This is a genomic window from Ruania rhizosphaerae, assembly GCF_009805705.1.
GTDB lineage: Bacteria > Actinomycetota > Actinomycetes > Actinomycetales > Beutenbergiaceae > Ruania > Ruania rhizosphaerae.
Map to the genome: position 1 here is coordinate 196,011 of NZ_VSMB01000006.1, position 23,327 is coordinate 219,337.

General features: G+C 69.0%; 26 protein-coding genes. 13 read left to right on the forward strand and 13 right to left on the reverse strand.

Annotated features, from left to right (window positions below):
* The first annotated feature begins 68 nt into the window (after positions 1-68).
* The 4 genes from FV560_RS10805 to FV560_RS10820 all read left to right on the forward strand — a co-directional run bounded on the left by FV560_RS10805 (position 69) and on the right by FV560_RS10820 (position 3,376).
* Positions 69-1,355 (forward strand): thymidine phosphorylase, encoded by a 1,287-nt coding sequence (locus tag FV560_RS10805; protein ID WP_159621535.1) that lies wholly within the window; start codon positions 69-71, stop codon positions 1,353-1,355.
* Between the two features lie 19 nt (positions 1,356-1,374).
* The gene (locus FV560_RS10810; protein WP_200837614.1) at positions 1,375-1,830 is read left to right on the forward strand and encodes a YidH family protein; all 456 of its coding nucleotides are present in this window, start codon (positions 1,375-1,377) and stop codon (positions 1,828-1,830) included.
* Entirely contained in the window at positions 1,827-2,153 is a 327-nt protein-coding gene (locus tag FV560_RS10815) for a DUF202 domain-containing protein (RefSeq protein ID WP_159621536.1), read from the forward strand. Before FV560_RS10810 ends, FV560_RS10815 begins: the two co-directional genes overlap by 4 nt.
* A 134-nt stretch (positions 2,154-2,287) precedes the next feature.
* A complete protein-coding gene (locus FV560_RS10820; RefSeq protein ID WP_159621537.1) occupies positions 2,288-3,376 on the forward strand; it encodes an adenosine deaminase in 1,089 nt (362 codons plus the stop codon).
* Between the two features lie 48 nt (positions 3,377-3,424).
* Here the strand turns inward: FV560_RS10820 and FV560_RS10825 are convergent, their stop codons facing one another.
* Complete coding sequence (locus FV560_RS10825) at positions 3,425-4,087, reverse strand: maleylpyruvate isomerase family mycothiol-dependent enzyme (protein WP_200837616.1); 663 nt, start codon at positions 4,085-4,087, stop codon at positions 3,425-3,427.
* 99 nt (positions 4,088-4,186) lie between these two features.
* On the opposite strand from FV560_RS10825, the gene FV560_RS10830 reads away from it, so the two are divergent.
* From FV560_RS10830 to FV560_RS10850, 5 genes are all read left to right on the forward strand, one after another.
* Positions 4,187-4,879 (forward strand): winged helix-turn-helix transcriptional regulator, encoded by a 693-nt coding sequence (locus FV560_RS10830; protein ID WP_159621538.1) that lies wholly within the window; start codon positions 4,187-4,189, stop codon positions 4,877-4,879.
* 140 nt (positions 4,880-5,019) lie between these two features.
* Positions 5,020-5,880, forward strand: coding sequence for an ABC transporter substrate-binding protein (locus FV560_RS10835; RefSeq protein WP_159621539.1), 861 nt, complete (start codon positions 5,020-5,022; stop codon positions 5,878-5,880).
* Positions 5,881-5,890: 10 nt separating this feature from the next.
* Positions 5,891-6,751, forward strand: a complete 861-nt coding sequence (locus FV560_RS10840; RefSeq protein WP_159621540.1) for an amino acid ABC transporter permease — start codon at positions 5,891-5,893, stop codon at positions 6,749-6,751.
* Positions 6,748-7,524, forward strand: coding sequence for an amino acid ABC transporter ATP-binding protein (locus FV560_RS10845; RefSeq protein WP_159621541.1), 777 nt, complete (start codon positions 6,748-6,750; stop codon positions 7,522-7,524). Before FV560_RS10840 ends, FV560_RS10845 begins: the two co-directional genes overlap by 4 nt.
* A gap of 75 nt (positions 7,525-7,599) precedes the next feature.
* On the forward strand, positions 7,600-7,851 hold the full coding sequence (locus FV560_RS10850; RefSeq protein WP_235020067.1) for a FitA-like ribbon-helix-helix domain-containing protein: 252 nt from the start codon (positions 7,600-7,602) through the stop codon (positions 7,849-7,851).
* Between the two features lie 13 nt (positions 7,852-7,864).
* Here FV560_RS10850 and FV560_RS10855 read toward each other — a convergent pair whose 3' ends face one another.
* From FV560_RS10855 to FV560_RS10875, 5 genes are all read right to left on the reverse strand, one after another.
* On the reverse strand, positions 7,865-8,329 hold the full coding sequence (locus FV560_RS10855; protein WP_159621543.1) for a GNAT family N-acetyltransferase: 465 nt from the start codon (positions 8,327-8,329) through the stop codon (positions 7,865-7,867).
* Complete coding sequence (locus tag FV560_RS10860) at positions 8,326-9,225, reverse strand: aldehyde dehydrogenase family protein (RefSeq protein ID WP_159621544.1); 900 nt, start codon at positions 9,223-9,225, stop codon at positions 8,326-8,328. Before FV560_RS10860 ends, FV560_RS10855 begins: the two co-directional genes overlap by 4 nt.
* Before the next feature lie 85 nt (positions 9,226-9,310).
* Entirely contained in the window at positions 9,311-10,756 is a 1,446-nt protein-coding gene (locus FV560_RS10865) for an aldehyde dehydrogenase family protein (RefSeq protein ID WP_159621545.1), read from the reverse strand.
* Positions 10,757-10,770: 14 nt separating this feature from the next.
* The gene (deoC, locus tag FV560_RS10870) at positions 10,771-11,823 is read right to left on the reverse strand and encodes a deoxyribose-phosphate aldolase (protein WP_159621546.1); all 1,053 of its coding nucleotides are present in this window, start codon (positions 11,821-11,823) and stop codon (positions 10,771-10,773) included.
* Between the two features lie 229 nt (positions 11,824-12,052).
* Positions 12,053-12,691 (reverse strand): CYTH domain-containing protein, encoded by a 639-nt coding sequence (locus tag FV560_RS10875; protein WP_159621547.1) that lies wholly within the window; start codon positions 12,689-12,691, stop codon positions 12,053-12,055.
* Positions 12,692-12,751: 60 nt separating this feature from the next.
* Here FV560_RS10875 and FV560_RS10880 point away from each other — a divergent pair, with 60 nt between their 5' ends.
* Positions 12,752-12,955, forward strand: coding sequence for a hypothetical protein (locus FV560_RS10880; protein ID WP_159621548.1), 204 nt, complete (start codon positions 12,752-12,754; stop codon positions 12,953-12,955).
* A 16-nt stretch (positions 12,956-12,971) separates the two neighbouring features.
* On the opposite strand, the gene FV560_RS10885 is transcribed toward FV560_RS10880, so the two are convergent.
* From FV560_RS10885 to FV560_RS10895, 3 genes are read right to left on the reverse strand one after another with little or no spacing between them, the layout of a single operon-like run.
* A complete protein-coding gene (locus tag FV560_RS10885) occupies positions 12,972-13,640 on the reverse strand; it encodes a DUF4166 domain-containing protein (RefSeq protein WP_159621549.1) in 669 nt (222 codons plus the stop codon).
* Positions 13,637-13,876, reverse strand: a complete 240-nt coding sequence (locus FV560_RS10890) for a hypothetical protein (protein WP_159621550.1) — start codon at positions 13,874-13,876, stop codon at positions 13,637-13,639. The genes FV560_RS10885 and FV560_RS10890 overlap by 4 nt, the downstream gene beginning before the upstream one ends.
* A 3-nt stretch (positions 13,877-13,879) precedes the next feature.
* Positions 13,880-14,254: a VOC family protein gene (locus FV560_RS10895; protein WP_159621551.1), complete on the reverse strand. Its 375-nt coding sequence runs from the start codon at positions 14,252-14,254 to the stop codon at positions 13,880-13,882.
* 63 nt (positions 14,255-14,317) lie between these two features.
* Between FV560_RS10895 and FV560_RS10900 the strand changes: the two genes are divergently transcribed.
* Complete coding sequence (locus FV560_RS10900; protein ID WP_159621552.1) at positions 14,318-15,115, forward strand: TetR/AcrR family transcriptional regulator; 798 nt, start codon at positions 14,318-14,320, stop codon at positions 15,113-15,115.
* On the opposite strand, the gene FV560_RS10905 is transcribed toward FV560_RS10900, so the two are convergent.
* Together FV560_RS10905 and ilvA are read right to left on the reverse strand one after the other, a co-directional pair.
* Positions 15,061-16,344 carry an ATP-binding protein gene (locus FV560_RS10905; RefSeq protein ID WP_159621553.1) on the reverse strand — a complete coding sequence of 428 codons (1,284 nt, stop codon included), beginning with the start codon at positions 16,342-16,344 and terminating at the stop codon, positions 15,061-15,063. The genes FV560_RS10900 and FV560_RS10905 overlap by 55 nt on opposite strands.
* Before the next feature lie 105 nt (positions 16,345-16,449).
* On the reverse strand, positions 16,450-17,724 hold the full coding sequence (gene ilvA / locus FV560_RS10910) for a threonine ammonia-lyase IlvA (protein ID WP_159621554.1): 1,275 nt from the start codon (positions 17,722-17,724) through the stop codon (positions 16,450-16,452).
* Between the two features lie 73 nt (positions 17,725-17,797).
* On the opposite strand from ilvA, the gene FV560_RS10915 reads away from it, so the two are divergent.
* A complete protein-coding gene (locus FV560_RS10915; RefSeq protein WP_159621555.1) occupies positions 17,798-18,868 on the forward strand; it encodes a mechanosensitive ion channel family protein in 1,071 nt (356 codons plus the stop codon).
* Between the two features lie 83 nt (positions 18,869-18,951).
* On the opposite strand, the gene FV560_RS10920 is transcribed toward FV560_RS10915, so the two are convergent.
* Positions 18,952-20,832, reverse strand: a complete 1,881-nt coding sequence (locus FV560_RS10920) for a phospho-sugar mutase (protein WP_159621556.1) — start codon at positions 20,830-20,832, stop codon at positions 18,952-18,954.
* On the reverse strand, positions 20,829-21,632 hold the full coding sequence (locus FV560_RS10925; RefSeq protein WP_159621580.1) for a purine-nucleoside phosphorylase: 804 nt from the start codon (positions 21,630-21,632) through the stop codon (positions 20,829-20,831). The genes FV560_RS10920 and FV560_RS10925 overlap by 4 nt, the downstream gene beginning before the upstream one ends.
* A gap of 93 nt (positions 21,633-21,725) precedes the next feature.
* On the opposite strand from FV560_RS10925, the gene FV560_RS10930 reads away from it, so the two are divergent.
* The gene (locus FV560_RS10930) at positions 21,726-23,192 is read left to right on the forward strand and encodes an NAD(P)H-quinone dehydrogenase (protein ID WP_159621557.1); all 1,467 of its coding nucleotides are present in this window, start codon (positions 21,726-21,728) and stop codon (positions 23,190-23,192) included.
* Positions 23,193-23,327: the final 135 nt, after the last annotated feature.

Below are 23,327 nucleotides of genomic sequence, written 5' to 3' on the forward strand. Positions count from 1 at the left end.
CGAATTGGTCGTTGAGAGGTAGCCAGATCGACGACGGATTCCGGGGGAGGCGGTCGTAAGGTGAGGCCATGAGCCACGACGCAGTCGACGTGATCCGGACCAAGCGCGACGGCGGGCAACTCTCGCCCGACCAGATCGACTGGGTGATCGACGCCTACACCCGCGGCGACGTGGCCGAAGAGCAGATGTCGGCGCTCGCGATGGCGATCCTGCTGCGCGGGATGACTCGCGCTGAGGTGGCACGGTGGACCGGCGCGATGATCGCCTCGGGGGAGCGGATGGACTTCTCCGGCCTGACCCGCCCGACTGTGGACAAGCACTCCACCGGCGGCGTGGGGGACAAGATCACGCTGCCGCTGGCGCCGCTGGTGGCCGTCTTCGACGTGGCCGTGCCGCAGCTCTCCGGCCGCGGGCTGGGGCACACCGGCGGCACGCTGGACAAGCTGGAGTCGATTCCCGGCTGGAGGGCGGCGCTGAGCAATGCCGAGATGCTGGCTCAGCTCGACGACGTCGGGGCCGTGATCTGTCAGGCAGGCTCGGGGTTGGCCCCGGCTGACCGCAAGCTCTACGCGCTGCGGGACGTGACCGGCACTGTGGAGTCCATTCCGCTGATCGCCTCCTCGATCATGAGCAAGAAGATCGCTGAGGGCACCGGTGCCCTGGTGCTCGACGTCAAGGTCGGATCCGGGGCCTTCATGAAGGACCTCCAGGACGCTCGCGAGCTCGCCCGCACCATGGTGGACCTTGGCACCGACGCTGGTGTGCGCACCAGCGCCTTGTTGACCGACATGTCCACGCCGCTGGGCCTGACTGCCGGCAATGCGCTCGAGGTGCGCGAGTCCATGGAGGTGCTCGCCGGGGGAGGCCCGCCGGATGTCGTCGAGCTGACCCTCGCGCTGGCACGGGAGATGCTGGAGGCAGCAGGTCGGCCCGACGCCGACCCGGCGGCGGCGCTTGCCGACGGCAGGGCGATGGATTCCTGGCGGGCCATGATCATCGCGCAGGGTGGCGACCCGGACGCACCGTTGCCCACCGCCCGGCATACCGAACACCTGCTCGCGCCCGCGGACGGGGTGGTGATGGAGATGGACGCCTACGCCGTCGGGGTGGCAGCCTGGCGGCTCGGCGCCGGCCGGGCGCGCAAGGAAGATCCGGTGCAGGCGGCGGCCGGAGTGGAACTGCACGCCAAGCCCGGCGCCATGGTCCGGGCCGGGGAGCCGCTGATGACGCTGCACACAGACACCCCGGAGCGCTTCACCCGCGCGATGGCGGTGCTCGACGATGCTGTGCAGCTGGCCCCCGAAGGAGCGCGCCCGGCCCGAGCCGGTATCGTGCTCGATCGGATAGGAAGCTGACGAGAGGGAGGCAGCAGGAGTGGAGCCGGCCGAGTACGACGACGAGCACGACGACCCGGACGAGGCCCGTTCCGCCGAGGGGGACGATGGCGGCGCCGAGGAGGAGGAGACCCGTCGTCCGCGCTCGGTGTATGGGGTCGGCACGGAACCCGATGTGCGATTCTCGCTCGCGAACGAGCGCACCGCGCTGGCGTGGCTGCGCACCGGTCTGACCCTCGTGGCCGGTGGTGTCGCCCTCACCACTCTCGCCTCCTTCGGTGAGGGCAACGAGGTGCTCGACATCATCGCCGGGATGGCCTGCCTGGCCGGTGGTGTGCTCGCACTGGCAGCGATCTCGGGCTGGCGACGGCGCGAGCGGGCGCTGCGCCTCGGGGAGCCGTTGCCCGCGCCACGGATCCTGCCGGTGCTGGTGGCGGCGGTTGCCCTGTTCGCTTTGGCCATGGCCGGGTATGCGGTCTACCAGGTGGTGACGTGAAAACTCCCGTGACCACGGCCGGGCTGGAGGGAGACTCTGGTGCGCAACCGCAGCGCACGATGCTCTCCTGGCACCGGACCGTGCTCTCGGTGACGCTTGGAACCCTGGTGGTTTCGCTCACCGCGCAGCGTCAGGAGCACTCGATCATCGCGGCGATCGCGGCGCTGGCGGCGTTCGCCCTGCTGGCCACCGTGCTGCGGAGCCTGCGACGGTGGGGGCCGTACGCCCCCGCCCGGTGGGATGTCCTGCGGCTGACGTGCGGCGCCGTGGTGGTGCTGGGGGGAATGGGGCTGATGCTCGCGATGGCGAACCTGCTGGGCTGAGGGAAGCCGACGGGCGTCTCCCGCGCATTCGAATCCCGCTGCGTCGCTGGAATCCCGCTCGAGGTAGCAGTACCGGGATTCGATCGAGGTAGCGGGATTCCCATGCGGTTGTGACTCGCGGATAGGCTCGGCTCATGACGCTCTCCCCGGACACCATCGCCGCACTGCCGAAGGTCCTGCTGCACGACCATCTCGATGGCGGGCTGCGCCCGGCCACGATGATCGAGCTCGCCGCCGAGGTGGGCCACGAGCTACCCGCCACCAACCCTGACGAACTCGGTCGCTGGTTCGTTGACGCCGCCGACTCCGGCACGCTGGTGCGCTACCTCGAGACCTTCGAGCACACCGTGGCCGTGATGCAGACCGAGGAGGCGCTACACCGGGTGGCCAAGGAGGCGGTGCTCGATCTGGCCACCGATGGCGTCGTCTACGCCGAGCAGCGGTACGCGCCTGAGCAGCACCTGCGCCGGGGCCTGAGCCTGCAGCAGGTGGTCGATGCCGTGCACGCGGGGATTGCCGACGGCGTAGCCCAGGCTGCCGAGGAAGGCATGCGTATCGAGGTGGGGACGCTGCTCTCAGCGCTGCGGCAGGCTGACAATGCCGACGAGATCGCCGAGCTCACGCTCGCGAACCGCGATGCCGGGACGGTCGGGTTCGACATCGCCGGGCCGGAGGACGGCTTCCCGCCCTCACGCCAGCTCAGCGCGTTCCGGATGCTGCGCGAGGCGAACATGCCCTACACCGTGCACGCCGGGGAGGCGGCCGGCGTGGAGAGCGTCTGGGAGGCGCTGCAGGTGTGTGGTGCGCTGCGGTTGGGCCACGGGGTGCGCATCATCGAGGACATCGAGGTCGAGACCGTGGAGGACGGGCTGGACGCCACCTTCGGTCAGGTGGCCGCCTGGGTGCTGGACCGCCAGATCCCGCTGGAGGTGTGCCCCTGCTCGAACCTGCAGACAGGCATTGCGCCGACGATCGCCATGCACCCGGTGAGCACACTGCGGGACCTGGGCTTCGCCGTCACGATCAACACCGACAACCGGCTCATGTCCGGCACGTCGATGACCCACGAGATGCAGCTGCTGACCGGCGAGGCCGGCTGGGACCTGGACGATCTGGAGGAGGCGACCCTGCAGGCCGCGTGGAACGCATTCGCGCCGTATCACGTGAAGCAGGCGATCGTCACCGACCAGATCATCCCCGGGTTCGAGGCGGCACGCGGCTGACACGCCGCACGAAGGGACGCCGGGCTCCATCTCGCGCGTGGGCTCCGGCTACACCTCGTCCACTTCGAGATTCCGGCGCAGGATCGGTACGCCCGGCCCGTCCAGTTCGTCGACGTAGGCGGTGCGGCCGGCCATGCTCATCACCAGGGCGAGCGTCGACCCGGTGACCAGGGGGCCGGATCCGGCGGAGAAGGCGCTGTCGTGCGCACGCAGTTCCACGTTCCGTACGTGGGTGCGGCTGTTCACCGCGAAGTCTCGCCGGGCGAAGAACTGCGCCACCGGTATCAGGGCCTCGGTGCTCGGGGTGTGAGGCAGGCCCAGCGGGCGTCGGATGACCTGCGCGTGGACGACGATCTCACCCAGATACGCCGCCGTGTGGCCCGAGGGCGCAGTGGTGCTGCCGACGATGCGGCGAAACCGGTCGAGCGTATCTGCTGGGGTCGGTCCGCGGTGGTCGGCGATCCGGCGGTCGTTGTGCACGTCGGGACGAAAGCGGGCGCCGAGCATACTGCGCAGCCAGCTCCATTGGTTCAGGCTCGCTGCGGTGATGAGGTGGGCCACGACGTCTTCGACGTCCCACTGGCTGCACAGGCTCTGGTGGCGCCACTGTTCGCTGCTCAGGCTGGCGAGATCCTCCGCGAGAGCGCTTCGCTCGTCACGTGCCAGGGCCCACAGGTCATCGTCCTGCCACGTTGTTGCTGTCTGTGCCACCACGGCTCCTTCTGCTGGGGGCTGACGAGAACCCCTCGCGCCTCTCGGAAACTATGAATAATGAAGTCAACACTTCGATAGTCATAGTACAATCTGGTCATGGTGTCTCGACGGTCGTACGGTTCGTACAACGACGGCTGCGCGTCTGCCCACGCGCTCGATCTCGTCGGGGACCGATGGACGCTGATCGTGGTCCGGGAACTGCTGCTGGGCCCCAAGCGCTTTTCCGACCTGGAGCGGGACATCATCGGAATCGGACCGGCCGTCCTCACCCAGCGCTTGCAGGACCTGACCGCCCGGGGAATCGCCGAACGCCGCCGGCTGCCCGGCCCGGGGCGGGCCGACGCCTACGAGCTCACCGCGTGGGGCTATCAGCTGGAAGCGGTCAATACGGCGCTCTCGGCCTGGGCGGTCGGCTCCCCAGGTCTTCCCCGCGATGCGGATATGAGCCCCGACACCCTCGTCCTGGCGATGCGAGCCCATGCACGGCCACTTCCCGGACTTACACACGAGTGGCGTGTGAGCCTGAACCTGAGTGACTCCCGGCGCGCCGACGCCGAGCCGGTGGAGTATCTGGCCCGAGTCGCCGAGCACGGTGCGGAGGTGGTCAAGTCGTTCTCCCCGCAACAGGTGGCCGCCACGGTCGCGGCCACCACGCGGGAGTGGAAGTCGTGCGTGATCGGCGGGGTCGCGCTCGAGGATGTCCCGGGTCTCCACGTCGAGGGGAGTGTTGATGCGGTGCACCGGCTGATCGACGCGACCTCACTTGCGGGCCCGAGCCTGCAGGCGTAGTCGCAGGCGTCCTGCGACGATCGCGCGTGCGTGAGACACCTCACCGCACGGTGCGGGTGGCGGCTGTCGATGACATACGCTCATCGGAGCTCAGCTCATCGATACGGCTGCGATCCAGCTATCACCCCGAGGAGATCACCGTGCGCGTACGCGCTCTCATCCCCGCCGTTGCACTCGCCCTCACCCTCGCGGCGTGCACGGACCCCAGTGGCAGCACCGACGGCGACGAGAGCCCCGGCGCCACCGACGCCTCGTCGCAGTGCGACGCCGGTGCCCTGCCGACCATCACGGATGGCACGCTCACCGTCGGAACGTCGGTTCCCTACGAGCCCTGGTATGTGGGCGAGGACCCAGCCACCGGTGAGGGTTTCGAGTCGGCGCTGGTGTACGCCGTGGCCGAGGAACTGGGCTACAGCGTCGATGACGTGGTGTGGGAAGAGGTGACCTTCGAGCAGATCGTCGCCCCGAGCATCAAGCCGTTCGACTTCGCGGCCTACCAGACCACCATCACCGAGGAGCGGGCCGAGGTGGTGGACTTCTCCTCCCCGTACCTGACCACCGCCCAGGGCGTGGTTGTGGACGAGTCGGGTGACTATGCGGACGCTGCGGCGCTCTCCGACTTCGAGGGCGCCCGGGTGGGCGTGACGGCCGGCCAGACCTCGATGCCGATCTCTGAGGCCGCGTGGGGTGACGCCGTCGAGCTCGTGCCCTATGACGATGCCGGCCAGGCGATGCAGGCGATGACCAACGGGCAGATCGACGCTGTGGTGATGGACGTCAACCAGGCGATGGCAGCTTCGACTGTGTACTTCCCGGATTCGGACGTGGTCGGCACGCTGCCCGAGGAGGGGGACCCGTCTCAGCTCGGGTTCGTGCTCGACCGGGACTCCGAGCTGACCTCGTGCATCTCGGCCGCTGTGGAGGCGCTCGAGGAGGACGGGACGATCGCTGAACTGAGCAGCGAGTGGCTGGGGACCGAGGGGATCCTCGAGCTCGGCTGATCCGACTCGCATGACCACCTGGCAGCCGTCCGAGAGAGCACTGCAGCGTGCCGCCTACCGGGCGGGACGCCGTCGGCGTTCCTTCGGCGTGGCGCTGCTCAGCACCGTGGTGGTGGCGGCCCTGGCGTGGTGGGTGCTGGTGACCTCGCCGGGCTGGGAGCGCGCACGGGAGACTTTCTTCGACCCGGCCGAATTCACCGACGTGCTGCCCGGCATCGCCGAGGGCCTGTGGCTGAACCTGCGGGTCTGGCTGATCGCCGGGGCAGTCTCGCTGGTGCTCGGATTGCTGCTGGCGATTGCCCGGACCACTACCGCGCCCGCACTGTTCCCGTTACGTGCCGCGGTGGTGGGGTACGTGGACATCTTCCGTGGTGTGCCGGTGCTGCTGGTGCTGCTGTTGGTGGGCTTCGGACTGCCGGCGCTGCGGCTGCCGTGGCTGCCGAACCAGGCGGCGTTCCTCGGCTCCCTCGCTCTGGTGCTCACCTATTCGGCGTACCTGTCGGAGATCTTCCGCGCCGGGATCGAGTCGGTGCACCCGTCCCAGGTGGCAGCCGCCCGGGCACTGGGTCTCACCCGTGGGCAGACCACGCGGCGGGTCGTGGTTCCGCAGGCGGTGCGCAACGTGGTGCCGGCGCTGCTGAACATGGTGGTGGCGTTGCAGAAGGACTCGGGGTTGATCTCGGTGCTGGGCGCCGTCGACGCGATCCGGGTGGCCGAGATCGCGGTGACCGGCAGCTACAACTTCACCCCGTACGTGGCCGCGGGCTTCCTGTTCCTGTTGGTGTCGGTGCCGCTGACGCGGGCAGTGGATGCGTACAACGCTCGCCGGGGCTGGCGGGGCGCGCGCGGTGCTGCGGTGGGCATCCGATGAGCACGAGGAGCACGACGGCGCCCCCTCCTTCCTCGTCCGGCTCACCTTTGCTGCGGGTGAGCGGGCTACGCAAGTCCTTCGGTGATCACGTGGTGCTCGACGATCTCGACCTGGAGGTCGCTGAGCACGGCTGTGTGGTGCTCATCGGGGCCTCCGGCTCGGGAAAATCAACCCTGTTGCGGGCGATCGACCTGCTGGAGGAGGTCGACGACGGGTCGATCGAGCTGCGCGGTGTGGACCTGGCCGACCCGTGGGTGGACGCCGATGCGGCCCGGGCGCGGATGGGGATGGTGTTCCAGGCCTACAACCTGTTCGGCCACATGAGCGTGCTGGACAACGTGACCCTCGCGCCGCGCCTGGTGCACGGGCGGGACAAGCGGGAGGCCGAGGCGGCTGCGGTGGAGATGCTGACCCGCGTGGGCCTGGCGGACAAGATCCGCGCCTACCCGGACCAGCTCTCCGGCGGTCAGCAGCAGCGCGCGGCGATCGCCCGGGCCCTGGTCAATGACCCGGAGCTGCTGCTCCTGGACGAGGTGACCTCGGCGCTCGACCCCGAACTCGTGGGGGAGGTGCTGGAGCTGCTCGCCGAACTACGCCGCGAGGGGATGACGATGCTCATCGCCACCCATGAGATGGCGTTCGCCCGGGACGTCGCCGACCAGGTGTGCTTCTTGCACGAGGGACGCGTGCACGAATCGGGCACTCCGGCGCAGGTGCTGGGAGGCCCGCAGCGGACCAGGACGCGGGAGTTCCTCGCGCGGCTGCACGCGTGAGCTGAACGCGTAGGGCGGCTGGTTTTCCACAGTCTTGCGGACATGTGCAGCACATGAAACCCTGATCGGGTGAAGATGCTTCAGGTACGCAACCTCCCGGACGAGCTGCATGCAGCCCTACGGGAGCGTGCCCGAAGCGAAGGGATGACGATGTCGGATTACGTGACGAAGGTGCTGGAGCGAGACTTGTCCAAGCCGTCGCTCGCGGAATGGATTGCCGAGCAGAGGCGGAACAATGAGCCGCGTCGGGAGATCGATGTGCTCGCTGCGCTGGATGCTGCGCGTACCGAGTACGACCCTGACGAGCGCTTCGACCTGCCCCGGTGACGACGTCCGTCAATCAGGTCAGCCGCTTCTCGAAGATGAGCGACGGCAAGCCTGCGGACACGGTTGTTCCGATCGGGACGAAACCTAGCGAAGTGTAGAGCGTGACAGCTGCTCGTTGCTGCTCCGTCGTATCGAGCACGAGCCGACGGAATCCGCATGCCCTCGCTCGGTCTTCGAGTGCATGGGCGATGGCACGACCTATTCCTCGACCTTGAATCCGTGGCAGTACGCGCATCCGCTTGATCTCGGCTGTCACGCTGTCGATCGGTCGGAATGCGCCCATCCCGACGACACCGTTTGCGAGCGTCGCCACCAGGAACTCCCCGCCCGCTTCCAGGTAGGTGGCATCGATCTTGAGCAGATCGTCGTCCCACGGCCCGGGTCCGGCATGGGCACCCGAGGCCAGCAGCGCCTCGTGGTGGAGGCTGAGCACCTCCGGAACGTCCTCGATGACGATCCGGCGGATGACTAGCCTCACATCCCCTTCGGGTGCCACACCGTCTTCGTCTCGGTGAACGCGAGGATCGACTCCAGCGACTGCTCGTCCTTCCAGTTCGGTTCGCTCTCACCGGCCGGCCGTCGCACCCGCTTGAGGTTCTCGGCGGCGTCCGCCTCCAACTCGCCCCAGGTCACGTCGGCGGCCCCGACGACGCCTGCCAGCTCGAGGGCGTTCACGTCCAGGTGTCGGGCCAGGGGAGAGGCGAGCTCCGCCGTCCCGCCGGTGAGCACGTTGACCACCCCGCCAGGCACGTCGGAGGTGGCGAGGACCTCACTGAGCGTGATCGCTGGCAGCGGGCGGTCCTCGGAGGCCACGAGCACCACGGTGTTGCCGGTCACCAGGATCGGCGCGAGCACGGACACCAGTCCGAGCAAGGAGGACTTCTGTGGGGCGATGGCAGCCACCACGCCGGTGGGCTCGGGCACCGAGAGGTTGAAGTACGGGCCGGCCACCGGGTTCGCGTTCCCGGCTACCTGGGCCACCTTGTCGGTCCAGCCCGCGTACCAGACCCAGCGGTCGATGGCGGCGGAGACGGCATCCTCTGCTCGCCGCGCCGAGAGCCCCTCACCGGCGGCCACATCGGCCACGAACTGGGCCCGGCGGCCTTCCAGCAGCTCGGCCACCCGGTACAGCACTTGCCCGCGGTTGTACGCCGTCGCGCCGGCCCATCCGGGTTGTGCCGCGCGGGCGGCGCGCACCGCGTCCCGGGCATCCTTGCGGGAGGCCTGCGCGGCGTTGGCCGCGAACCGCCCCTTGGCGTCGGTCACCTCGTAGGTGCGCCCGGACTCCGAGCGGGGGAACTTCCCGCCGATGAACAGCTTGTAGGTCTTGCGCACGTCCACCCGTGCCGCCGTCGTGGTGCTCGTCGGTGTCATCGCGACTCCCTCTGGTCTGAGCGCTGCGGTGCCTCGCTCCGGAGGCCCTCGTTCCTCACGCCGCCTATTCGTGGGCTCCTCGCGCTCATCCGATCCCTCCCTTGAGGTAGGGCGCCAAGCCGTGCCGCCCGCCTTCGCGCCCGTACCCGGACTCCTTGTAGCCACCGAACGGGCTGGTCGGGTCGAACCGGTTGAAGGTGTTCGCCCACACCACACCGGCGCGCAGCTTGTCCGCCATCGCGAGGATGCGCGACCCCTTCTCGGTCCAGATGCCGGCCGAGAGGCCGTAGGGGGTGTTGTTCGCCTTCGCCACCGCCTCGGCCGGGGTACGGAACGTCAGCACGCTCAGCACCGGCCCGAAGATCTCCTCCCGGGCGATGCGGTGCGCGGCGGAGACGTCGGTGAACACCGTCGGGGCGAAGAACCAGCCCTTCTCCGGCAGCGGGCAGTCGCTGGTCCATCGGGTGGCGCCCTCGTCCTCCCCGGCCTGCGTCAACTCGCGGATCCGGTCGAGCTGACGGGCCGAGTTGATGGCGCCCACGTCGGTGTTCTTGTCCAGCGGATCGCCCACGCGCAGCGTGCCGAGGCGGTCCTTGAGGCGGTCCACCAGCTCGTCCGCGATCGACTCCTGCACCAGCAGCCGGGAGCCGGCGCAGCACACCTGCCCCTGGTTGAAGAAGATGCCGTTCACGATGCCCTCGATGGCCTGATCCACCGCGGCGTCCTCGAAGACGATGTTCGCGGCCTTGCCGCCCAGTTCCAGCGTGGCCGGCACTCGTGATCCCGCCAGTTGGCGGGCGATCTGCCGCCCGACGGCGGTGCTCCCGGTGAAGGCCACCTTGTCCACTCCCGGGTGGGTCACCAGGGTCTGGCCGGTCGGGCCGGCGCCGGTGACGATATTGACCACTCCGGCGGGCAGGTCAGCCTGGCGCACCAGGTCGGCGAAGAGCAGTGCCGTCAGTGGGGTGGTCTCCGCCGGCTTGAGCACCACGGTGTTCCCGGCGGCGAGCGCTGGTGCGATCTTCCATGCCAGCATCAGCAGCGGGAAGTTCCACGGGATCACCTGCGCGGCCACGCCGCGGGGCTGCGGGTCCGGGCCGAAGCCGGCGTGCTCGAGCTTGTCGGCCCAGCCGGCGTAGTAGAAGAAGTGCGCCGCCGCCGTCGGCACGTCCACATCGCGTGCCTCGCGGATCGGTTTGCCGTTGTCGAGGGTCTCCAGCACCGCGAACTCGCGGGCGCGTTCGGCCAGCAGGCGGGCGATGCGGAACAGGTACTTCGCTCGTTCGGAGCCCGGCATCGGGCCCCAGACCTTCTCTTGGGCCTTGCGGGCCGCGCGGATAGCTCTTTCAATGTCCGCCTCGTCAGCTTCGGCCACCTCGGCGAGGACTTCCTCGGTGGCTGGGTTGACGGTCTTCATTGCCTGCCCGGAGGCGGCCTCGGTGAACTCGCCGTCGATGAACAGCCCGTAGGAGGAGTCGATGTCGACGACGGCGCGTGACTCCGGGGCAGGTGCGTACTCGAAGCGGGACATAGCAGCCTTCAGTCTCAGTCGATCGTGACGTAGTCGGGGCCGGAGTAGGCGCCGGTGGCGAGCTTCTGACGCTGCAGCAGCACATCGTTGAGCAGCGAGGAGGCGCCGAACCGGAAGAACTCCGGGTCCAGCCAGGCTTCCCCGGCCACCTCGTTCACAGCCACCAGGTACTTGATCGCGTCCTTGGAGGTGCGGATCCCGCCGGCGGGTTTGACGCCCACTTGCACGCCGGTGGCGGCGAGGAAGTCGCGCACGGCTTCCAGCATGAGTACGGTCACCGGCAGGGTGGCGGCGGGGGAGACCTTCCCGGTGGAGGTCTTGATGAAGTCGGCCCCGGCGAGCATCGACAGCCAGGAGGCGCGGCGGACGTTGTCGTAGGTGGCGAGTTCGCCGGTCTCCAGGATCACCTTCAGGTGCGCGGGTTCTCCGGCTCGCTGCTGGCAGATCTCACGGACGGCGATGATGTCGTCGTAGACCTTGCGGTAGTCACCGGAGAGGAATGCGCCGCGGTCGATCACCATGTCGATCTCCTCGGCGCCGGCCTCCACGGCGTCGGTGGTGTCGGCGAGTCGGGCGGTTCGACCCGCGCGACCGGCGGGGAACGCCGTCGCCACGGCGGCCACGTTGATCGGTGCCGATCCCAGGGCCTGCTTCGCCACGGTCACCATGTCCCCGTAGACGCAGACGGCGGCCGGTCGCGGGCAGCTCGGGTCGCCCGGTTCGGGGTTGAGTGCCTTCGCGACGAGTGAGCGCACCCGGCCGGGGGTGTCGGCACCCTCGAGGGTGGTCAGATCGGTCATGGCGATCACCGTGTCGAGCGCCCACGCCTTCGACGTGGTCTTGATCGAGCGGGTGCCGAGCACGGTCGCACGCCCGTCCAGGCCCACCTGATCCACGCCGGACAGACCGTGCAGGAAGGTGCGCAGGGCGCGGTTGCTCAAGTCTGCCGAGCCGACGACGGCGGTCGCGTCCGCAGCGACCTGATCGGCCGTGCGCGTGGCCGGGTGGGTGCCGCCGCTGGTCGAGCGCGCCGGGGTGGTCGAGCGCGCGGGGGACGTCGCAGTCATGCGCCCGAGTCTACGTCCTGTGCGACGCGGTGCCCGGGGTAGCGGGCGTGGGGTAGGAGCGAACGCGGTGCGCGTGCTGCCGGCTGGCCGGCGACTGCCACTGTGCGGTTCTCCGCGGTCATGGGATGACTGCACAGAACCGCATAGTGGATGTCCCGGCGTAGGTCCGCGTGCACATGTGGGTAGCGAGGCGGAATCGGGCCACTCGGTGGTCGCGAGGCTCGCTCGGTCAACGCCCGGAGGTGTTCGACCCGAACGCCTGCAGGTAGCGCGGTCCACGAGTGGAGAGCTCGGACTTGAACTGGCGCGCCCAGGCCGAGTACGGGCGGGCGGCGAGCTGCTCGTTGGCGAACCGGTCGTCGTCGGAGATCTCGGTGGTGCAGAACGCCGGGATCGTCAGATCGGTGACGGGGCTCTCGCGCTCGCATTCGGCGATCACCAGCGGGGCGTTCGTGCCGAGGAACTGGTCCAGCACCCAGCCGTCCTCTCCGAGCCAGACGGCGTGCCGGAGCTTGATCACCTTCGCCCCGCCGCGACGCACCATCTCCTCGGCCACGATCGGGTCCAGCTCGCGCTCGGCCTCGTAGCGGGTGCCACCCGCAGCCGGGCCCTTCGCGGTGAGGGTGCACAGCTCCCACTGCCCGGTGAGCTCGTTGAGGACCGTGGCGGCGTCGGTGGCCGTGTCGGCGCGGGCGAGTAGCGCAGGGGCGGGTGCCTGCAACCGCACCCGCAGCGCGTACCCCTCGGAGGCGAGGAAGTAGGACTGCACGATCACGTCCGGCGTCGGCTCGTCCCACAGGTCTGTGGGCAGCGTGCGCACGAAGAACTTGCGCTCGAACTCGAAGTCGCCGTATCCGGCCTCACTCATGGGGCACACGCTACCGCCTGCCCCGGAATCGCCTCAGATCCCGCGCCGGAGGATGCTCGGATGGATCGAGATGCACTCTGGATGTTCGTTGGCGTCGATGAGAGGGTGGAGAGCGTGCGCACGAAGGTCACCAACGCCGGCGTGGGCGAGACCCGGACTGTCGTCGCGTTGCCGGACTTTCACTATGAGGGTGGGCTCCAGCCGCATGTCGATCTCTATGACAAGGACCTGATGGCCGACCTCGAATCTTGGCCCACGGCCTGAGCAAACGGTCGGCGCGTCAGGTGCGCGTCTCGTGCCGTACTGGCTTGAGCCGCTGCGGTGCATCGGTGGCCGGGCTCCATTCGCAGGTGAAGGTGCCGCGGTAGCCGAACAGGAACCCGAACACCGAGTTCACCACCCGCAGGTCGATGTGGAACTGTTCCTCATCGTCGTCGTACCACTCCCGCAGGCGCGCTCGTCCGCTGAACAGCATCGGGAAACTGAACCCGACCGGGCCGGCGTAGAAGCGTTGGGCATCTGTGGTGATGACCAGTCTGCCGCGATCGTCGGCGTGCATCTGCAGATCGACGGCGAGATGCTGGTGCGTGCCGAGGTAGTCCACGATGTCACCGCCGGCGAGGGTCATGGTGGCATCGAATCGTCGCGGCCGGCCGCCGATCGTGTACTCACGCACCATGGTCACGGTCTCCCGGCCGAAGGGGTCGCGGTAGGGATAGTTCTCGATCGTGAACGGCACGTCCCGGCCCACGTCCGGCACCAGGATGTTGCGCAACCGGCCGATCTGCAGGAACGGGACCGTCCACCACGGTCCGCGGCGGATCTCCCACATCACCCCGCGCCCCGTGCAGGCCTCGCCGGAGTTCAGCCCCACACCGAACCGGCGCTGCAGCATCGGGTGCAGGCGCTCGAACTCCGGGCCCATCGCGCGGGCGAAGATCGACGTCATCGGTGGTGTCCCTTCGGGTCGGCCAGCGAGGCGAGCGTGGCAGGTGCATCCGCCAGGTTGTCGGCCCGACGACGTCCCCCGGCCCACCGGGCGTGCAGGGCTGGGTCCTGGCTCAACTGCCAGACCCGCTCGGGGGGTGCCGCGATACTGATCTCCACATAGATCCCCCGGTGCCCCATACCTGCCGAGCGTACGCCCGGGCGAGCCGTGATCGCCCGGGCGTGCTCCGCCGTCATGGTCTATACCCACTGCACCAGCTGGAAGATCACCCCGTTCGGGTCGCGCATCTGGAAGTAGCGCTCGCCCCAGGATTCGGTCTCGATCGGGGTGGCGATCTCGACCCCCTCGCCTCGTAGCCGGGCGTACTCGGCGTCGATGTCATCCACCACGAAGACCACCAGCAGGCCATCGGCGTGGCCGGCAGTCGAGGGCGGCTGGAAGGTGGACAGGCCCGTGCGCAGGTAGATGAGGTTGAACCCCGCCTCGGGGTGGGTCAGGGAGGCGAACCCGTCGGCTGACATCTCCTCGGCGAACCCCAGGTGGCGTGTAGCCCACATGGCCGAGGCGGTGACGTCGTCGACATTCAGGCTCAGGGCGGTGGCGGTGATGGGCATATGTGACTCCAATCTCTGTACGATGTACGGAGATAAGAAAGCTGGGAGGGGAGGATCTATTCCATGGCCGATCCAGATCGCTTGCTGACCTTGCTGTGGCGTCACGACCTGCCCACGCATCGTCGGCGCGGGCCAGTGCCTGGGCATTCAGTTGATGAGCTCGTGCGCGCTGCAGTGGCCCTCGCAGATCACGACGGCGTCGCTTCGGTCACGATGCGCGCCCTCGCCCGGGAGGTCGGGATCGCCCCGATGTCTGTCTACACGCACGTACCCGACCGGGAGGCGCTGCTGGCACTGATGGTCGACCACGTGCTCGGTGAGCTACCGACCGCCTCGTGGGGCCGCCTCGGATGGCGGCGCCGGGTGCGGCAGGTAGCCGACGCGCACCTGGCCCTGCTTGCGGCACACGCCTGGCTCACCGACGCCGACGCCCTGAACCGGCCCTCACTGGGGCCGGGCGGCCTCGGAGCCTATGAGTGGGAGCTGGGAGCGTTCACTCCCCTCGGGCTCGACGATCTGAGCACCGACCGCGCCCGGGCGCTGGTGCTCGCCTTCGTGCGGGAGAACGCCCGGTCGGGCCGGCAGGCGCGAGCTGCTGCGGCTGCGCAGAGTGATCAGGATTGGTGGGACGCACACGGGCCGGTGCTCGCGCGCGTGGCCACCGCGGACCGGTATCCGCTCGGGACCCGCATCGGCTCGGCGGCGGGTCAGGCGCAAGGGTCGGCCTATGACGGCGACGGGGCGTACGAGTTCGGGGTGGAACGGATCATTGACGGTCTCGCGGCGTCCGTCTCGAGGAGGCTGGGTCAGGGGCCGAGTAGCGCGAGCGGCACGACAGCGACGCCATCGTCACGACGATAGGCATAGGGGCCGGTGGTGACGATGACTCGGTCGATCAGCGCGTCGCCCAGCTTGTCGTGCAGCCAGTTGAGATGCCGGACATCACGATCGTTGATGGCCTCGGTCAGTTTCACCTCGATCGCGATCACGTCGCCATCATCTGTCGTGAGAATGATGTCGACCTCGTGGTCACCCCGGTGGGTGCGTAGGTGTGCGACTTCTAGCTCCAACGGCTGGGCGTAGACGCGGACACTGAGCGTCACGAGCGACTCGAACAAGGAGCCGAGGAGTGGGCCATCCCGGAACTTCCGATACTCCGGCCGGCGGTCGACGTCCGTGGTGCCGCCATAGAGCGACTTCTCGGTAGCCCCAAGCAGCCGCGCTGTCAGCGCAGGGTCGGCCAGTTGGTGTTTCGGGGCCCGGCCGAGTCCGGAGATTCCCGCGCCCCGGGGTTCCCATGCAGGGACCGGGTCCAGTAGCCAGAGCTGTGTCAGCACATCTCGGTAGTCGATGACTGTGCTCCGCGTCGGGCGCGATGTGGGGGACACGGCGTCCGCGATTGCCTCGAACGAGGCTGTCGTCGAGGTGGCGGCCGAATAGGCGCGGAGCCAGCCGCGCAGGGACTCAGGTCGTCGGATGATGTTCCCGAGCGCTGGAACCTCCTCAGTGAGAGCGTGGTCGAGGTAGCTCGTCAGCTGCCGTCGTCGGAATGCTGGTGCGTCTGAGCGGATCCCTGGTAGCCCGGAGGCGAGGATTTCGCGGGTGTAGTCAGCGAGCGTCAGAGTCGTATGGCCCTCGATCCTGTCGTCGTTGCCGTTGACGAGATCGGCCAGGCTCACGCTCGTGGACTCGAGCTGACGCTCTGCGAAACTGAGTGGCCGCATCCGTAGATTGACGATGCGTCCGGCGCCCGAGTGGATTCGCGTGTCTCGAGGGATTGCGCTCCCTGTGAGGATGAACCGTCCCGGGCTCCTGTCGAGGTCGACGCTGCGACGGACCGCGTCCCACACAGGAGGATCGAGCTGCCACTCGTCAATGAGAACGGGGGGATCGAGCCGATCGATGACGCCTCGGTCGCCTCGGAGTGTTGCCAGTTGAGCGGGCCGGTCGAGTTCGAGCGTGGTTGCGGCCAAGCGCTGTGCGCTCGCGGTCTTGCCTACACCTTTCGGGCCTTGGACGGCGATGGCTGGTACGCCGCCGACGAGAGCAACGAGCTCGCCGTCGATTGTGCGGTCCACGTAGGAAGCCATGCTCGGACGCTACAGGATCGCGGGCTCAAACTCTACAATTTTGTACCTTGTAACTGTACAAATTCGTCCCACCATACTTGACAGATTCGTCGACGACGATCACCTTCAGGTGAAAAACCGGAACAACGGCGAGTCCGGGGAGATCACCTCGTAGTGGAGCCCGGAGGCATCCATCCGCTCGCGGAGGGGCTCATAGCCGTCCGCCGAGCCGAGCGTCAGACCCACGAACGCCGGCCCGGTCTCCCGGTTGGAACGCTTGGTGTACTCGAACAGGGAGATGTCGTCGTCCGGTCCGAGCACGTGGTCCAGGAAGCGGCGCAGGGCTCCGGGCTCCTGCGGGAAGTCGATCACGAAGTAGTGCCGCAGGCCGGAGTGGAGCAGGGCACGCTCCTCCACCTCGGCGTAACGGGAGATGTCGTTGTTCCCGCCGGAGAGCACGCACACCACGGTCTGGCCCGGGTGGATCTCCACCGGGGCCCCTGATCCGGCTGGGCCCACGGCAGCGAGTGCGAGCGTCCCGGCCGGCTCGGCGACGATCCCCTCGGTCTGATACAACGCCAGCATCTCCGCGCAGAGCCTGCCCTCAGGCACCGTGGTCATCACCAACTGCAGTGCCGAGGCGATCTCGAACGGGACCTGGCCGACCTGACGCACCGCGGCGCCGTCGACGAAGGTATCGATCTCCTCCAGCCGCACCGGTCCACCGGCCGCCAGCGCAGCCGCCATACTCGCCGCCCCGCCCGGCTCCACGCCGACCACGCGTGTGCCCGGGCACGCATCGGCGAGATAGGTGCCCATCCCGGCGATCAAGCCACCTCCGCCCACCGGCACGACCACCAGATCCGGAGCATGGCCCAGCTGGTCGTGCAACTCTTTCGCCACCGTGCCCTGCCCAGCGATCGTGCGCGCGTCGTCGAACGGGTGCACCTGCACGGCACCGTCCGCCTCCGCGAAGTCCCGCGCCGCGGCCGACGCTTCATCGAATGTCGACCCCACGGGCACCAGCGTCACCTGCTCGCCACCCAGTTCGGCGATCCGTTCCAGCTTCTGTTTCGGCGTGGTCCGAGGAACGAAGATCCGCCCGGCGATGTCCAGCTCGTGGCAGGCCTTCGCCACACCCTGCGCATGGTTCCCTGCACTCGCGCACACCACCCCGCGAGCCCGCTCGGACTCGGTCAGGCGCAGCATCAGGTTGAAAGCGCCCCGCACCTTGTACGAGCGCACGCTCTGCTGATCCTCACGCTTGAGCAGCACCGCGGCGCCGGTGGCGATGCTCATCCGCTCCCACCGTTGCAGCGGGGTGCGTTCGACGGCGTGCTGGACCCGTTGCGCCGCCTCCCGGACGGCAGCAGCGGTCACGGTGGGAGAGAGCGCGGGCATGAACCGGAGTCTAGAAGGTGGTCGCGGCGGGCGCCGATTCCGTCTTGTCGGGGGCATGTGTTAGACCGGGGGCATGGATGCCTGGCTCGTTGCCCTGATCGCGATCGCCGCCGCTGTGGCGGGTGTGGTGGTCGTGCTCCTCATCGCCAACGTGATGCTGCTGCGCATCGGGCGCCGGATCCGCCTCGTCCGCACCGCCTGGTTGAAGATGCGACGTCCGCTGGCCGCGCTGCTGCTCTCGATCGCACTGCGCGTGGCGGTATCCCAGACGCTGGAGGACTCCACGCTGCGGACGGTGGCGATGCACGCGCTGCTGATCGCCATCCTCGTCTCAGCCGTCTGGTTCGTCGAACGGCTCGTCCTGGCCTGGCTGGTGCACCTGCAGGAGCACATGATGGCGCGGATGCACGACGACGATCGCGCACGACGCCGGGTCGAGACGCAGATGATCCTCATCCGCCGCATCGTGGATGTCGCCTTTGCAGTGATCGCCGTGGCGATGGTGCTGCTCACTTTCCCGGGCGTAGAGCGGATCGGTGCGACCGTCCTGGCCTCGGCCGGTCTGTTCTCCGTGGTGCTCGGTATCGCCGCTCAGTCCACCCTCGGGAACGTCTTCGCCGGTCTGCAGCTCGCCTTCACCGATGCGATCCGCATCGGGGACGTCGTCGAGGTCGACGGTACGTGGAGCACGATCGAGGACATCACCCTCTCCTACGTGGTGGTCAGCATCTGGGACGAACGCCACAAGGTGCTGCCCTCCACCTACTTCACCACGACCCCGTTCATCAACTGGAGCCGCACAGGTGACACCGTCACCGGTGTCATCTACTTCTCGCTCGACTGGCGGGTCGATCTGACCCGTCTGCGTGCGGCCTTCGAGAAGATCGTCGACGAGAGCGGACTGTGGGACGGGCGCGCGCGCTCGATCCTGGTCACCGACTCCACCGGGGATCGGCTGACAGTGCGGGCGCTCGTGACCAGCGTCAACAGCGACGCCGACTGGACCCTGCGTTGCTATGTGCGTGAGCACCTGGCGATGTGGGTACGTGAGAACAACCCGGAGGCACTGCCCGTGCAACGGGTGATCCTTCCCGACGAGCTCGAACGCGCCACCGTGGAACGACCGGCCGTTCGACGGGACTGAGGGGTCGCCGACCTCCCGGGGATCTGGCCGCAGCACGGCCACCGGCCCGAGATCGCACCAGCCCGGGACGGCACCCGTCCGGTTCAGAGACCGGCTGCCTCGCTCACGTCGGCGATGAGGTCCTGCAGCCTGGCCGCCGCCCGAGCACGTGCCGACGCCACCGGTTCGCAGTCCTCCACCGGTTCGACCACCTCCAGGTAGCACTTGACCTTCGGCTCGGTGCCGCTGGGGCGCACGATCACGCGGTCCCCGGCCTCGGTCAGGTACAGCAGCCCGTCCGTGGGCGGCAGGTCCGGCTCGCCTGGAGCGCCGCCGTCGCGCAAATCCACCGACTTCACGACGGCGGAGCCCGCCAGTGCGGTCGGCGGCGCCTGCCGTAGGCGCTCCATCGTGCGGGAGATCCTGGCCAGATCGCTCACGCGCACCGTCAGTGGTGCTGTGGCGTGCACTCCGTGCGTGCGTGCTAGATCATCGAGAGCGTCGAGCATCGTTCGCCCCTGCGCATGCAAGCCGGCGGCCAGGTCCGCGATCCGGACGGCGGCGCTGATGCCGTCCTTGTCGCGGACGGCGCCGGGGTCGACGCAGTAGCCGAGCGCCTCCTCGTAGCCGTACACCAGGCCCGGGACTCGGCTGATCCACTTGAAGCCGGTGAGCGTGGCACGATGCCGCAGCCCGTGCGCAGCGGCGATCGAGGCCAGCATGCGCGAGGAGACGATCGAGCTGGCGAGGACGGGGACCCCGACTGCACCGACCACAACCTCACCCCGGGTGAGGTTGTGGTCGGTGTGGGTCGGATAATCGACGTCAACTTCACCCCCGGCGAGGTTGCCGTCGGTTCGAGGGGGTCCGCCGACGGCCAGGCGTGCCGCCTGCTCCCCGAGCAGGGCGCCGACCTCGTCGCCGGTGAGCTGCCTCCAGCCGCCCTCGGCTGCTGGATCCGGGACGGCCACCGAACACCGGTCCGCGTCGGGGTCGTTGGCGAGCACCAGGTCCGCATCCTGCGCTCGCGCCGCCGCGAACGCCAGGTCGAGTGCCCCGGGCTCCTCCGGGTTGGGGAAGGTGACGGTCGGGAAGTCGGGATCGGGGTCAGCCTGCTCCCGGACAAGCTGGACGTCGCTGAACCCTGCCGTCCGCAACACCTCATGCGCAAGCGCGCCACCCACCCCGTGCATGGGAGTGAGCACGATCCGCAGCCCTGCCCGGGCCCGATCCGACACCTCGTCATTGGTGAGGGATGCGGCCCGGGTGAGGTACGCCGTCGTGAGATCCTCCCCGAGCACCTCGATCGTGCCGCCGGTGCGCTCAGCATCCTCGGCAGCACGCGGGACGGACGCCACGGAGGCCACCGCCGCGATGTGAGCCGCGATCTCAGCATCGGCCGGTGGCACGATCTGCGCCCCCTCACCGGAACCTGTGACGACCCGTCCGCCGAGGTAGACCTTGTACCCGTTGTCCTCGGGTGGGTTGTGCGAGGCGGTCACCATCACCCCGGCATCGGCACGCAGATACCGGACGGCGAAGGCGAGCACCGGCGTCGGCAGCGCCCCGGGGAGCAGCAACGCCCGCCCTCCCGCACCCGCGACCACCTCGGCGGTGTCCTGTGCGAAGGCCTGGGACCCGTAGCGGGCGTCGTACCCGATCGCCACCGTCGGAGCGGCGCCCCGGAGAGACTCGCGCAGGAACGCTGCCAGCCCCGCGGCGGCACGGATCACCACCGCCCGGTTCATCCGGTGCGGACCCGCGCCGAGCCGTCCGCGCAGCCCCGCGGTACCGAACGTCAGCGGCCCGGAGAACCGGTCAGCGAGGCCGGCCAGCGCGGCGTCGCGCTCGGATTCCTCCACCCCGCCGCCCTCGGCATAGGCCAGCAACTCGCGCAGTTCATCCACCGAGGCCGGGTCGGGATCGTCCTCGATCCAGGTGCGCACCTGGGTGAGGAGCGCCTCGTGGTCGCCCCCGGCGTTCATGGCAGCGCCCGGCGCACGATCTGGGCCAGCAACTCCGAGATGCGGGGTGCCGCAGCCTGACCCGCTTCGATCACCTCCGCGTGCGAGAGCGGTTCCGGCGAGATCCCCGCCGCCAGGTTGGTCACCAGCGAGACGCCCAGCACCTCCAGCCCTGCGTGCCGGGCCGCGATCGCCTCCAGCGCCGTCGACATCCCCACCAGGTCGCCCCCGAGCCGGCCGGCCATCTGCACCTCCGCGGGCGTCTCGTAGTGCGGGCCACGGAACTGGCAGTAGACGCCCTCGTCCAGGCTCGGATCCACCTCTTGGGCGATCCCGCGCAGCCGCGGGGAGTACAGATCGGTGAGATCGACGAACGTCGCGCCCTCGAGCGGGGAGGTCGCGGTGAGGTTGAGGTGGTCGCTGATCAGTACCGGCGTGCCGGGCGCCCACTCCGCGCGGAGCCCGCCGCACCCGTTGGTCAGCACCACGATCGAGGCGCCGGTAGCCGCCGCTGTTCGCACGCCGTGCGCCACCCGCCGCACGCCACGGCCCTCGTAGAAGTGCGTTCGCGCGCCCAGCACGAGAGCGTGCCGGCCGGTGCCCGCGGCGTCGGTGTAGCGCACCGAGCGCAACGTGCCGGAGTGGCCCGGTACCCCCGAGCGGCTGAAACCGGGAACCTCCTCGGCCGGGATCTGCGCGATCGTCTCGCCGAGCACGTCCGCCGCCGGTCCCCACCCGGAACCGAGGACGAGGGCGATGTCGTGCCGTTCGACCCCGGAGCGGTCGGCGATCACGGCAGCTGCCTGCCGCGCTGCCTCCATCGGGTCGGTCGCGGGGTCGTCAAGGTCGAGGGGAGTGCCGGTCTCGGGCGTCGTCTTGCTCACAGGAGCGAAGATACCTGCGCAGACGGCACAATGGGCCGGGTGACGACGACACCAGATGCACCAGCAACGTCCGAGCAGAGCAGTGGAGTGGGCAGGTCCAGCACGCGGGAGGGGTCCCGCGTCGTCATCGTCGGGGGAGGACCAGGCGGCTACGAGGCGGCGCTCGTCGCGCGCCAGCTCGGTGCCGACGTCACCCTCGTCGAACGCCAGGGCCTCGGCGGATCCGCCGTGCTGACCGACGTCGTCCCCTCCAAGACCCTCATCGCCACCGCCGAGTGGATGACCCTCACCGAGAGCGCCGGCGAGCTCGGCATCCGGCCCCGAGCCGACGAGGAGATCTCCTACGACGCCGACTTCGGCACCGTCAACGCCCGTGTCATGGCGCTCGCGAACAAGCAGAGCGCCGACATCCGCACCCGGCTCGAACGCGAAGGCGTCCGCGTGATCGACGGCACCGGGCGCCTGAACGGCCCGCACGAGGTGATCGCCACCACCCGGCACGGTCAGATGCAGCTTCCCGCCGACGTGGTGCTGCTCGCCACCGGCGCCAGGCCGCGTGAGCTGGCGACGGCGCAGCCCGACGGCGAACGCATCCTCACCTGGACCCAGCTGTACCACCTGAACGAGATCCCGGAGCGACTCATCGTCGTCGGTTCCGGGGTGACCGGGGCAGAGTTCGCGGGAGCCTACAACGCCCTCGGCGCCGACGTGGTGCTGGTCTCCAGCCGCGACCGGGTCCTACCCGGTGAGGATGCCGACGCCGCCGAGCTGATTGAAGAGGTTTTCAAGAGGCGAGGGATGGAGGTGCTCTCCCGATCCCGCGCAGCGTCCGCACGGCGGACCGAGGACGGGGTGGAGGTCGAGCTCGCCGACGGGCGGATCGTGACGGGGTCGCACTGCCTCATCGCCGTCGGCGGGGTGCCCAATACCGAGGATCTCGGACTGGCCGAGGCCGGGGTCGCAGTGAACGAGCGTGGCCACATCCAGGTCGACCGCGTCTCCCGTTCGACCGTCCGGGGTGTGTACGCGGCCGGCGACTGCACCGGCGTCCTGCCGCTGGCCTCGGTGGCCGCGATGCAGGGTCGGATCGCGATGTGGCACTCGCTCGGGGATGCGGTCTCACCGCTCGACCTCGGGCAGGTCTCAGCGAACATCTTCACCGCCCCGGAGATCGCCACCGTCGGGATCGCGCAGCACAAGATCGACTCCGGCGAGGTGGACGGGGCCGTCACCACGCTTCCCCTGGCCCGCAACCCCCGGGCGAAGATGCTCGGCATCAACGAGGGATTCGTGAAGCTGTTCTCCCGCCGGACCTCGGGCACCGTGATCGGCGGTGTGGTCGTCGCCCCGCGCGCGAGTGAACTGATCTTCCCCATCACCCTGGCTATCTCGAACCGGCTCACCGTCGATCAGGTAGCCGGAGCGTTCACCGTCTACCCGTCGTTGTCCGGCTCGATCGCCGAAGCGGCGAGAACGTTGCACGACGCCCGCGGATAGCGGCCCCGGAGCAGATCCGTGAAGGCGGCGAGTTCATGGGCGAGTTGAGTCGGCGAGGGTGGCCTGGGTGTCGAAAATCCGCGGTGGATTCATACGGTCGTTGCGACAAGTGGTGATCGTGGGAGGTCGTGATGG

What these genes read in the sequence shown, in the direction of transcription:
- FV560_RS10875 (WP_159621547.1), bottom strand. Translation starts at nt 12,691, where the DNA reads ATGAGTGAGGCCGGATACGGCGACTTCGAGTTCGAGCGCAAGTTCTTC.
- FV560_RS10890 (WP_159621550.1), bottom strand. Translation starts at nt 13,876, where the DNA reads ATGACGGCGGAGCACGCCCGGGCGATCACGGCTCGCCCGGGCGTACGC.
- deoC (WP_159621546.1), bottom strand. Translation starts at nt 11,823, where the DNA reads ATGACTGCGACGTCCCCCGCGCGCTCGACCACCCCGGCGCGCTCGACC.
- FV560_RS10915 (WP_159621555.1), top strand. Translation starts at nt 17,798, where the DNA reads ATGGATGCCTGGCTCGTTGCCCTGATCGCGATCGCCGCCGCTGTGGCG.
- FV560_RS10830 (WP_159621538.1), top strand. Translation starts at nt 4,187, where the DNA reads ATGGTGTCTCGACGGTCGTACGGTTCGTACAACGACGGCTGCGCGTCT.
- FV560_RS10925 (WP_159621580.1), bottom strand. Translation starts at nt 21,632, where the DNA reads ATGGAGGCAGCGCGGCAGGCAGCTGCCGTGATCGCCGACCGCTCCGGG.
- FV560_RS10905 (WP_159621553.1), bottom strand. Translation starts at nt 16,344, where the DNA reads ATGGCTTCCTACGTGGACCGCACAATCGACGGCGAGCTCGTTGCTCTC.
- FV560_RS10865 (WP_159621545.1), bottom strand. Translation starts at nt 10,756, where the DNA reads ATGTCCCGCTTCGAGTACGCACCTGCCCCGGAGTCACGCGCCGTCGTC.
- FV560_RS10845 (WP_159621541.1), top strand. Translation starts at nt 6,748, where the DNA reads ATGAGCACGAGGAGCACGACGGCGCCCCCTCCTTCCTCGTCCGGCTCA.
- FV560_RS10920 (WP_159621556.1), bottom strand. Translation starts at nt 20,832, where the DNA reads ATGAACGCCGGGGGCGACCACGAGGCGCTCCTCACCCAGGTGCGCACC.
- FV560_RS10820 (WP_159621537.1), top strand. Translation starts at nt 2,288, where the DNA reads ATGACGCTCTCCCCGGACACCATCGCCGCACTGCCGAAGGTCCTGCTG.
- FV560_RS10900 (WP_159621552.1), top strand. Translation starts at nt 14,318, where the DNA reads ATGGCCGATCCAGATCGCTTGCTGACCTTGCTGTGGCGTCACGACCTG.
- FV560_RS10930 (WP_159621557.1), top strand. Translation starts at nt 21,726, where the DNA reads ATGGGCCGGGTGACGACGACACCAGATGCACCAGCAACGTCCGAGCAG.
- FV560_RS10885 (WP_159621549.1), bottom strand. Translation starts at nt 13,640, where the DNA reads ATGACGTCGATCTTCGCCCGCGCGATGGGCCCGGAGTTCGAGCGCCTG.
- FV560_RS10850 (WP_235020067.1), top strand. Translation starts at nt 7,600, where the DNA reads ATGCTTCAGGTACGCAACCTCCCGGACGAGCTGCATGCAGCCCTACGG.
- FV560_RS10880 (WP_159621548.1), top strand. Translation starts at nt 12,752, where the DNA reads ATGGATCGAGATGCACTCTGGATGTTCGTTGGCGTCGATGAGAGGGTG.
- FV560_RS10895 (WP_159621551.1), bottom strand. Translation starts at nt 14,254, where the DNA reads ATGCCCATCACCGCCACCGCCCTGAGCCTGAATGTCGACGACGTCACC.
- FV560_RS10860 (WP_159621544.1), bottom strand. Translation starts at nt 9,225, where the DNA reads ATGACACCGACGAGCACCACGACGGCGGCACGGGTGGACGTGCGCAAG.
- ilvA (WP_159621554.1), bottom strand. Translation starts at nt 17,724, where the DNA reads ATGCCCGCGCTCTCTCCCACCGTGACCGCTGCTGCCGTCCGGGAGGCG.
- FV560_RS10840 (WP_159621540.1), top strand. Translation starts at nt 5,891, where the DNA reads ATGACCACCTGGCAGCCGTCCGAGAGAGCACTGCAGCGTGCCGCCTAC.
- FV560_RS10805 (WP_159621535.1), top strand. Translation starts at nt 69, where the DNA reads ATGAGCCACGACGCAGTCGACGTGATCCGGACCAAGCGCGACGGCGGG.